8 protein-coding genes and 1 pseudogene are annotated in these 10,110 nt (G+C 63.1%); 7 read left to right on the forward strand and 2 right to left on the reverse strand.

Annotated features, from left to right (window positions below; genetic code table 11):
• Positions 1 to 259 precede the first annotated feature (259 nt).
• A complete protein-coding gene (locus tag EN745_RS21685) occupies positions 260 to 1,297 on the reverse strand; it encodes a LacI family transcriptional regulator (protein ID WP_126058245.1) in 1,038 nt (345 codons plus the stop codon).
• Between the two features lie 407 nt (positions 1,298 to 1,704).
• On the opposite strand from EN745_RS21685, the gene EN745_RS21690 reads away from it, so the two are divergent.
• The 7 genes and pseudogenes from EN745_RS21690 (at position 1,705) to mgrA (ending at position 9,091) form a co-directional block, all read left to right on the forward strand.
• Positions 1,705 to 2,943: an ABC transporter substrate-binding protein gene (locus EN745_RS21690; RefSeq protein ID WP_126058246.1), complete on the forward strand. Its 1,239-nt coding sequence runs from the start codon at positions 1,705 to 1,707 to the stop codon at positions 2,941 to 2,943.
• Positions 2,944 to 3,044: 101 nt separating this feature from the next.
• Positions 3,045 to 3,938, forward strand: a complete 894-nt coding sequence (locus EN745_RS21695; RefSeq protein ID WP_126058247.1) for a sugar ABC transporter permease — start codon at positions 3,045 to 3,047, stop codon at positions 3,936 to 3,938.
• A 7-nt stretch (positions 3,939 to 3,945) separates the two neighbouring features.
• Positions 3,946 to 4,866: a carbohydrate ABC transporter permease gene (locus tag EN745_RS21700; protein WP_245455782.1), complete on the forward strand. Its 921-nt coding sequence runs from the start codon at positions 3,946 to 3,948 to the stop codon at positions 4,864 to 4,866.
• A complete protein-coding gene (locus tag EN745_RS21705; RefSeq protein WP_127422223.1) occupies positions 4,866 to 5,963 on the forward strand; it encodes an ABC transporter ATP-binding protein in 1,098 nt (365 codons plus the stop codon). The genes EN745_RS21700 and EN745_RS21705 overlap by 1 nt, the downstream gene beginning before the upstream one ends.
• Before the next feature lie 47 nt (positions 5,964 to 6,010).
• Entirely contained in the window at positions 6,011 to 6,757 is a 747-nt protein-coding gene (locus EN745_RS21710; protein ID WP_127405787.1) for a sugar phosphate isomerase/epimerase, read from the forward strand.
• Positions 6,758 to 6,768: 11 nt separating this feature from the next.
• Positions 6,769 to 7,911, forward strand: coding sequence for a Gfo/Idh/MocA family oxidoreductase (locus EN745_RS21715; RefSeq protein ID WP_126058250.1), 1,143 nt, complete (start codon positions 6,769 to 6,771; stop codon positions 7,909 to 7,911).
• A 134-nt stretch (positions 7,912 to 8,045) separates the two neighbouring features.
• A pseudogene (gene mgrA, locus EN745_RS21720) lies at positions 8,046 to 9,091 on the forward strand (L-glyceraldehyde 3-phosphate reductase).
• A gap of 72 nt (positions 9,092 to 9,163) precedes the next feature.
• On the opposite strand, the gene EN745_RS21725 reads toward mgrA, so the two are convergent.
• Positions 9,164 to 10,110 (reverse strand): trypsin-like serine protease (locus tag EN745_RS21725; RefSeq protein ID WP_127422224.1); only part of this gene is annotated, 947 nt, incomplete at its 5' end.

Here is a 10,110-nt window from a genome sequence, read left to right on the forward strand (position 1 = left end):
GTTCAGCGTTTCATAGAATCGCCGACCCGCTCTAACTAATTGTTTCTGCGCAATTCCGGACGGAAAACCGTTACACAGTTTTCCTGGAATTGCTCTAGCGCATGATCCTTTCCGAAAATCTTTCTGATTTTCGGGGTCATGCGCGTGCTCACGTACTTCAAGTACGCTCCGCTCCGGTTCCCGGAAGCCACCCAGTTTGATCGCCGCGCGCTCGTCTTCGACTCCGACTCGGCCTGACCTGCCTTTCAAGTCGCGCCAATCAGCTGCGATAGGGCTGAACCTCGCTCGGCGTGCTGAGCGATTGCAGCGAGCCGGGTTCGGCGCCGCCGATCCAGCCGAGCACCGAGCGGGCCAGCTCGGAGCCGGCGAGGCGGAAGTTCTCGTTGACGACCAGCAGTTCCCGCCGGAACAGATGCAGCAGTTCCGACGACTGCTTCGACACCACGTCGACGTCGCGGCCGAGCTTCAGGCCGGCATCCTCGATGCCGGCGACGACGGCGAGCGTCGCCGCGGCGGCGCTGCTGACGAAGCCGTCCGGCCGGTCCCGGCGCCGCATCAGCTGCGCCGTCCGCATCCTGATCTGCTCGATCGACTGGTCGATGGACACGGTGTTGAACGGCACCTCGCTGGCGCCGACTTCACTCAGCGCATCGGCAAAGCCGTTCAGCGTATGGCCATAGTAGGTGAGGCCGACCGGTGGCGTCACCAGGGCGAGCCGGCTGCGGCCGATGCCGGCGAGATAGCGCACCGCCTCGCCTGCGAAGGCGTAGTTGTCGAAATCATGATAGGGGTGCACGAGCCCCATGTCGGTGCGGCCGTGCGTGGCAAAGGGAATGCCGCGCTCCAGCATGTAGCGGGCGCGCGGATCGTCCGGCTGGGTGCGCGAAATGATGATGCCGTCGGCCGAGCCCGTCTCGACCAGATAGCGGATCGGATCCAGCGGATCCTGCGAGCGCGAATAGGGCGTGACGATCAGGTGATAGGGCGTGTCGGCGATCACCTCCGAGACACCGTAGATGATGTCCGAAACAAAGCTCATGATCTCGCGCTCGGTGTTGAGCACGAGGCTGATGACATTGGTCTTGCCGGTCCTGAGGCGCACGCCGGCGCGGTTCGGCCGGTAGCCTATCTGCCTGGCGACGAGTTGCACGCGCCGCCTGGTCTCGGCGCCGATCTCGGGGGCGTCCTTCAAGGCGCGCGACACGGTGGTGACGCCCAGCCCCGTCATGAAGGCAAGCGTCTTTAGCGTCGGCCTGGCCGGCGCTTCGCCATCCCTGTCCGTCTGGTCCCTGTCCATATCGTCCCGCCCGTCAGGCGCATAGCAGTCGCCGGGTCGGCCGGCAATCGCCCGCTATCGTCAGGCGGGTAGCTTCCAGTCCGACAAAACTCCCATACACTGAAACGTTACAGATTGTCACGACCGTTGTCCGTGCCGGCCCCAGGTCTGCTTTTTCCCGGCTTGCTCGCCCGGCTCGGAAAGTCGTTGGGAATCAGCGCGAAAGGCGTTTCGAGCAAGTTTTTTACCAGCTTCTAGCGTTTTGCAGCGCAGCTTTGCGTATTGCGGTGCACAAACTCGTGCCCGGCGGAACTATTTTGTTCGCGCTCCGAAAAATATCGAAGCGGCCTTTGCGTAAGGGGTTGCGCATATCGTGCAATTGCCGTATCGAAAATCTGTAACGTTTCAGATTCTTGGGAGGAACCGAAATGCGATACAAAATCCTGACTGCTGCGCTGGCGGCGACGGCCGCGCTGCAGTTCGCCGGTCCGGCGGCCGCGACCGATCTGGAAGTCACCCATTGGTGGACGTCCGGCGGCGAAGCGGCGGCTGTTGCCGAGCTGGCCAAGGCCTTCGACGCAACGGGCAATCACTGGGTCGACGGCGCCATCGCCGGTTCCGGCGGCACGGCGCGGCCGATCATGATCAGCCGCATCACCGGCGGCGACCCGATGGGCGCCACCCAGTTCAACCACGGCAGGCAGGCGGAAGAGCTGGTGCAGGCCGGCCTGATGCGCGACCTCACCGATATCGCCACCAAGGGCAAATGGACGGAAGTCGTGCGGCCGAAGAGCTTGCTCGACAGCTGCACCATCGACGGCAAGATCTATTGCGTGCCGGTCAACATCCATTCCTGGCAATGGCTGTGGCTGTCCAACGCGGCCTTCGAAAAGGCCGGCGTGCCGGTGCCGAAGAACTGGAATGAATATGTGGCGGCCGCCCCTGCGCTGGAGAAGGCAGGCATCATCCCGCTCGCCGTCGGTGGGCAGCCCTGGCAGGCCTCCGGCGCCTTCGACGTGCTGCTCGCGGCTGTCGGCGGCACCGATACCTTCCTCAAGGTCTACAAGGACAAGGACGCGAAATTCGCCGCCGGGCCCGAGGTCGCCAAGGTATTCAAGGCCGCGGACGATGCCCGCAAGATGGCGAAGAACACCAATGTGCAGGACTGGAACCAGGCAACCAATCTCGTCATCACCGGCAAGGCCGGTGGCCAGATCATGGGCGACTGGGCACAGGGCGAATTCCAGGTCGCCGGCCAGACCGCCGGCAAGGACTATACCTGCCTTCCAGGCCTTGGGCTGAACGAGGTGATTGCCACCGGCGGCGATGCCTTCTACTTCCCGCTGCTGAAGGACGCCGACAAGTCCAAGGCGCAGGAAGTGCTGGCCGAAACGCTGCTCGATCCCAAGACGCAGGTTGCCTTCAACCTGAAGAAGGGCTCGCTGCCGGTGCGCGGCGACGTCGACCTGCAAGCGGCGAATGACTGCATGAAGAAGGGCCTCGACATCCTGGCCAAGGGCAGCGTCATGCCCTGGACCGACCAGTTGATGTCGCAGGACAGCCAGAAGCAGAAGGAGGATCTCTTCTCCGAATTCTTCGCCAAGCCGGACTTGACCGTAGAAGACGCGCAGAAGCGTTTCGCCGACATCATCGCTTCGGCGGACTGATTGCTTTTGCCGACTGATTACGGCGCCCCCGCCAGCTCCTGGCCCCAGCCTATCCGGGGTCAGGAGCGTGATGTCGTCATTGCCCCAGCCCGGCTGTCGAGATGAGCAAGAGCGAACGCCCCAACCAGCTTTTCCGCAACCTCAATGCGAAGGTCGCCTCGATCCCGATGATCCTCACCGCGCTGGTGGTTTTCGTCGGCGGCACCGCATGGACGGTGCTCTATTCCTTCACCAACTCGAAACTGCTGCCGCGGCTAAACTTCGTCGGCCTCGACCAGTATTACCGGTTGTGGGCGACGCCGCGCTGGCTGATCTCGATCGAGAACCTCTTGATCTATGGCGTCATTTCGCTGGTGTTCTCGCTGGCGATCGGCTTCATCCTCGCCGCGTTGCTCGACCAGAAAATCCGCTTCGAAGACACATTCCGCACGATCTTCCTCTATCCCTTCGCGCTCTCGTTCATCGTCACCGGCCTGGTATGGCAGTGGCTGCTCAATCCGGACTTCGGCATTCAGGGCGTGGTGCGAAGCCTCGGCTGGACAAGCTTCAGCTTCGATCCGCTCTACAATTCCAGCATCGTCATCTACGGCATATCGATCGCGGCGCTATGGCAAGGCACCGGGCTCGTCATGTGCCTGATGCTCGCCGGCCTGCGCGGCATCGATGAGGATATCTGGAAGGCAGCGCGGGTGGACGGGATTCCGATGTGGAAGACCTATCTGTTCATCGTCATTCCGATGATGCGGCCGGTCTTCATCACCACGCTGGTCATCATCGCCGCCGGCATCGTCAAGGTCTATGACCTGGTGGTGGCCCAGACCAGCGGCGGGCCCGGCATCGCCTCCGAGGTGCCGGCAAAATACGTCTACGACTACATGTTCTTCGCCCAGAACCTCGGCCAGGGCTTTGCCGCATCGACCATGATGCTGTTGTCGGTGGTGATCGTCATCGTGCCGTGGGCCTATCTCGAATTCGGAGGCAAGAAGCGTGTCTGAGCTTGCCATCCCCCTGCCCAGCACCGCCGATGCTCTCAGGCGCGAAGCCACGGAACCGAGCGGGCCGAAGCCGCGGCACGTGTTCTCGCGCCGCAACATCTTTCTCTATGGCACGCTGATCGTGGTGGCGGTCTACTACCTCCTGCCGCTTTATGTGATGGTCGTCACCTCGCTCAAGGGCATGCCGGAGATCCGCCTCGGCAACATCTTCTCGCCGCCGCTGGAGATCACCTTCGAGCCTTGGGTCAAGGCGTGGTCGCAGGCCTGCACCGGCCTCAATTGCGACGGGCTCTCGCGCGGCTTCTGGAATTCGGTGCGTATCACCGTCCCCTCGGTGATCCTGTCGATCGCGATCGCCTCGGTAAACGGCTACGCGCTCGCCAACTGGCGCTTCAAGGGTGCCGACACGTTTTTCGTCATCCTCATCGTCGGCGCCTTCATCCCCTATCAGGTGATGATCTACCCGATCGTCATCATCCTGCGCGAGATCGGCCTCTATGGCAGCCTGAGCGGCCTGGTGATCGTGCATTCGATCTTCGGCATGCCGATCCTGACGCTTCTGTTCCGCAACTATTTCTCCTCGATGCCGGAAGAGCTGTTCAGGGCGGCGCGCGTCGACGGCGCCGGCTTCTGGGGTATCTATCTGCGCATCATGCTGCCGATGTCGCTGCCGATCTTCGTCGTCGCCGTCATCCTGCAGGTCACCGGCATCTGGAACGACTTCCTGTTCGGCGTCGTCTACACGCGGCCGGACACTTATCCGATGACGGTGCAGCTCAACAATATCGTCAATTCGGTGCAGGGCGTGAAGGAGTACAACGTCAACATGGCCGCCACCATCCTGACCGGCCTCGTGCCGCTCATCGTCTACTTCATTTCCGGCAAGCTTTTCGTGCGCGGCATCGCCGCCGGCGCGGTGAAAGGATGATGATGGACATCGCCAGTCCTAGCGTGTCGATCCAGGACCTGTCGCTGAATTTCGGGTCGGTGTCAGTGCTGGAGACTCTCAACCTCGACGTCGCCGAGGGAGAGTTCATCGTGCTGCTCGGGCCGTCGGGCTGCGGCAAGTCCACCCTGCTCAACTGCATCGCCGGCCTGCTCGACATCTCGGACGGTCGCATCTTCATCAAGGGCAAGAACGTCACCTGGGAAGAGCCCAAGGACCGTGGCATCGGCATGGTGTTCCAGTCCTACGCGCTCTATCCGCAGATGACGGTGGAGAAGAACCTCTCGTTCGGACTGCGCGTTGCCGGCGTACCGAAGGAAGAGATCGCCAAACGCATCGCGCGGGCGGCGGAGATCCTGCAGATCGAGCCGCTGTTGCAGCGCAAGCCTTCGGCGCTCTCCGGCGGCCAGCGCCAGCGCGTGGCGATCGGACGGGCGCTGGTGCGCGATGTCGATGTCTTCCTGTTCGACGAGCCGCTTTCCAATCTCGACGCCAAACTGCGCTCGGAACTGCGCGTCGAGATCAAGCTCCTGCACCGCAAGCTCGAGAACACGATGATCTACGTCACCCACGACCAGATCGAGGCGATGACGCTCGCCGACCGCATCGCCGTCATGAGGGGCGGGGTCATCCAGCAGCTCGATGCGCCACAGACGATCTACAACCGGCCAGTCAACCGCTTCGTTGCCGGCTTCCTCGGTTCGCCGGCGATGAACTTCATCGACGGCAGTCTGGAGAAGGACAACGGCAACTGGCATTTCGCCGTCGAGGATGTGCGCATTCCGCTTGGCACCTATGCCTTCGAGAAGGAGCCGGCGCCGGGACCGGCCGTGTTCGGCATCCGGCCCGAGCATGTAGCCTTCAACAGCGGCGCGGGCTGGCCGTTTTCGGCGACGGCGAATGTCGAGGTGGTGGAGCCGATGGGTTCCGACACGCTGGTCTGGCTTAAGCTCGGCGGGCAGAATTTCACTGTCAGGGTGACATCGGAGCGCACGCCAAGCAACGCGGATTCGGTCAGTATCGGTTTCGATCCGATGCGCGCCTCGCTCTTCGACGCCCAATCCGGCAACCGCCTTTAGATACATCCCAACAGATCCATCCCCCAAGTAAAAACGGAATAGAGACGATGAACTGGTCATTCCAACTTTATAGCGCCCGCAATTTCCAGCCGTGGGACGGCGTGCTGCAGACGCTCGGCAAGCTCGGTTACAGCCAGGTCGAAGGATTCGGCGGCGTCTATGATGATCCCAAGGCCTTCCGCGCCGAGCTCGACAAGAACCGGCTGGCCATGCCCACGGGGCATTTCTCGATCGACGCGCTGGAGAAGGACTTCGACGGCGTGCGCAAAATCGCCGATGCGCTCGGCGTCACGCTTTTGATCTGCCCCTATCTGGTCATCGAGCAGAGGCCGGCCGATGCCGCCGGCTGGCGCGGTTTCGGCGAACGGCTGGCCAAGGTGGGCGAGACGGCAAAGAAGGCCGGCTATGGCTTTGCCTGGCACAATCATGATTTCGAGTTCAAGAAGCTTGCCGACGGCTCGGTGCCACAGGACCACATGTTTGCCGTCGCGCCCGACATCGGCTGGGAGATGGACGTCGCGTGGGTGGTGCGTGGCGGCGAGGATCCGCTGCCCTGGATCGAGAAGCACGGCAAGCGCATCAGCGCCGTCCATGTCAAGGACATCGCCAAGCCGGGCGAAGGCCTTGACGAAGACGGCTGGTCGGATGTCGGCCATGGCACGATCGACTGGGCCGGCCTGATCAAGACGTTGCGGGCCAAGAGCGCCGCCAGGTACTTTGTCATGGAGCAGGACAACCCCAACGACATCGAGCGCTTCGCCCGCCGCTCCATTGCATCCGTCAAGGCTTACTAGGAACAATCGACATGGCAAAGAAACTGGGTATCGGCGTTATCGGCTGCGGCAACATCTCGAAAGCGTATTTCTCGCTGGCGCCGCTGTTCCGCGGCATCGAGATGCGCGCCTGCGCCGACATCAACATGGACGCTGCGAAGGCGCGGGCGAAGGAGTTCAAGCTGCGCGCCGAGACGGTCGAGGGGCTGCTCAAGGCGGACGATATCGACATTATCGTCAACCTGACGATTCCCGCGGTGCACTACGAGGTATCGAAAGAGGTGCTCGACGCAGGCAAGCATGTCTATTCGGAAAAGCCGTTCGTGCTGTCGATCAAGGAGGGGCTCGACCTGAAAGGCCGAGCCGAGAAGAAGGGACTGCGCATCGGCTCGGCGCCGGACACCTTCCTTGGCGGCGCGCATCAGCTGGTGCGCAACCTGATCGACACCGGCGCGCTCGGCAAGATCACCAGCGGCACCTGCCATGTGATGGGTCATGGCATGGAGCACTGGCATCCCAATCCGGACTTCTTTTTCCAGCCCGGCGCCGGCCCGGTTCTCGACATCGGGCCATATTACATCACCAATCTGATCCAGTTGGTCGGGCCGGTGAAGCAGGTCGCGGCCTTCGCCTCGACGCCGGCCAAGGAACGGACGATTTCGTCCAAACCGCGCGCGGGCGAGAAAATCCCGGTCAACACGCCGACCACCATCCACGGCTTGCTGGAATTCGAGAACGGTGCGGTGGTGACGCTCAACACCAGTTGGGATGTCTGGAGCCATGGTCATGCGCCGATGGAGCTCTATGGCGAGGCCGGATCAGTGTATGTGCCGGATCCCAATTTCTTCGGTGGCGACGTGCGTTTCACCGAGGCGGCGAAACCGGTCAAGAAGCTGCCGAAATGGAAGCATCCGTTCGGCGTCCCGAACGAAATGCATTCGCAAGGAATGATGGCCAACTACCGCACCGCCGGCCTCGCCGACATGGCGCTGGCGATCGCCGAGGGACGGCCGCATCGCTGTTCGATGGAGCTGGCGCTGCACGCCGTCGATGTGATGACCGGCCTGTTGCGCTCGGGCGAAACGGGCAAGTTCGTTGCCATGCAGACGACCTGCGAGCGGCCAGCCGCACTTGGCGTCAAGGAAGCAAAGGACCTGCTGGTCAAGAAGAAGTAGATCGCTGCGATTATCGATAATTTTTACCAGCCCTCTCCCGCTTCCCTTGGGGAGAGGGTAAAGGGTGGGCCGCAGGGCATGGTCATCGCGTTGCGGTGAACCATGCCCAATCCGTTCAGATGCGAGGATTTCCCATGCCCTACGTCGCCGCCGAAAACCGTTACGAGAAAATGCTCTACAACCGCTGTGGGCGGTCCGGCCTGAAGCTGCCCGCGATCTCGCTCGGGCTGTGGCACAATTTCGGCAACGACACGCCGCACAAGACCAAGCAGGCGATCGTGCGCCGGGCCTTCGATCTCGGCATCACGCATTTCGATCTCGCCAACAACTATGGTCCGCCGCCCGGCTCGGCGGAGACTGCCTTCGGTGAAATCCTGCGCACCGATTTCGCCGCCTATCGCGACGAGCTGATCATCTCGACCAAGGCCGGCTACGAGATGTGGCCGGGGCCATATGGCGAGTGGGGCGGGCGCAAATATGTGCTTGCCAGCCTCGACCAGAGCCTGAAGCGGATGGGCCTCGACTATGTCGACATCTTCTATTCGCACCGTTCGACCCCGATACGCCGCTGGAAGAGACGATGGGCGCGCTCGACCATGCGGTGCGCTCGGGCAAGGCGCTCTATGCGGGCATCTCGTCCTACAACTCGCAACGCACGCGTGAGGCGGCCGACATATTGAAGCAGCTCGGCACGCCCTGCGTCATCCACCAGCCGAGCTATTCGATGCTCAACCGCTGGGTCGAGGAGGACGGGCTGCTCGACACGCTGGAAGGGCTCGGCGTCGGCTCGATCGTGTTCTCGCCGCTGGCGCAAGGCATGCTGACCGACAAGTATCTGGGCGGCATCCCGGAGGGCAGCCGCGCATCCCAGGGCAAGTCGCTCAGGCCCGCCTTCATCAACGACAAGACGATCACCAACATCAAGGCGCTGAACGCCATTGCCGGGCGTCGCGGCCAGACGCTGGCGCAGATGGCGCTGGCCTGGGTGTTGCGCAGGGGCCGGGTTACCTCGGCGCTGATCGGCGCCAGCCGGCCGGAACAGGTCGAGGATTGCGTCGGCGCGCTGAAGGCGCTCGACTTCAGCGATGCGGAACTGGCCGAGATCGACAGCTACGCGCGCGAGGCCGACATCAATTTGTGGGCAGCCTCGGCGGAACGCAAGGGCCCGCCACGCAAGTAGACGGCGCCGGCATGGCATGAAAGGAAACGGCGGGCTTTGCCCGCCGTTTCTGTTTTGAGAGCGGTGGCAGGCTCAGGGCTTGGCCGGCTTCTGAGCGGTGCCGACGCCCGCCTTGGGCTTTGCGGGCGCCGGCATGGTCTTCATCTTCTCCTCGATCCAGCCGGAATAATTGGCCAGCCGCGTATAGATGCCGTAGGCGTTCTTGTGGCCGCAGGCCGCACTGCCGTCATTCGGCCCTTCGCCCCAGGAAACGACGCCAATCTGGACCGGGCCGTCGGCGCCGGCCATGAACAGCGGCCCGCCACTGTCGCCATTGCAGGCATCGCGCTCGCCGCTGGCGGTGCCGGCGCAGATCATGTTGCTGGTCAGCGGATCCGACATGTCGGCGGCAATGGCGCTGGCCGCCGCGTCGATGCCCTTTTCCGAATAGCGCATGCGGTGGGAGAGATCGCCAAGTGCCGCCTTCAGGTCGCGGGCGTAGATGTCCTTGATGCCGCTGTTGCAGGTCGCGTTCGGCTGCAGGTCGAGATCGGCGACCATCAGCGCCGTCGGGAAGGTGCCGTCCTGCATCTTGCCCCAACCGATGACCGTGGTCTTGCCGCTGTCTGGCGCTGCCTCATGGGCGACCTTGATCGTCGGCGCGTCCGCCGGCTCGGCCAGCCGGATCAGGCCGAGGTCGTTGTCCATCGTCTGCTCGCTGTAGCTCTCGTTGACGATGACCTCCACCGCCTTGTAGCGCTTGCCTTCGCCGAGATCGGTGGCGCCGGTGAGTACGGTAACCGCGCCGGCCGGGATCGGCCTGCCGTTGTCGACGAGGCAGTGCGCAGCCGTCAGCACCCATTGCGGCGCGATCAGGCTGCCCCCGCAGAATTGCGCGTCCGGCTGCGAGGCCGGGCTGGCGTCCAGCCTGTCGCTTGTCAGCAGCGCCACCTGGAAAGGAAAAGCGCCCTTCTCGGCCTCCTTGCCGCCATAGACGCGATCGGCACCGTCGGGGTTCTCGGCCTTGGCCTTGGCCCGTG

Source organism: Mesorhizobium sp. M4A.F.Ca.ET.022.05.2.1 (assembly GCF_003998845.1).
GTDB lineage: Bacteria > Pseudomonadota > Alphaproteobacteria > Rhizobiales > Rhizobiaceae > Mesorhizobium.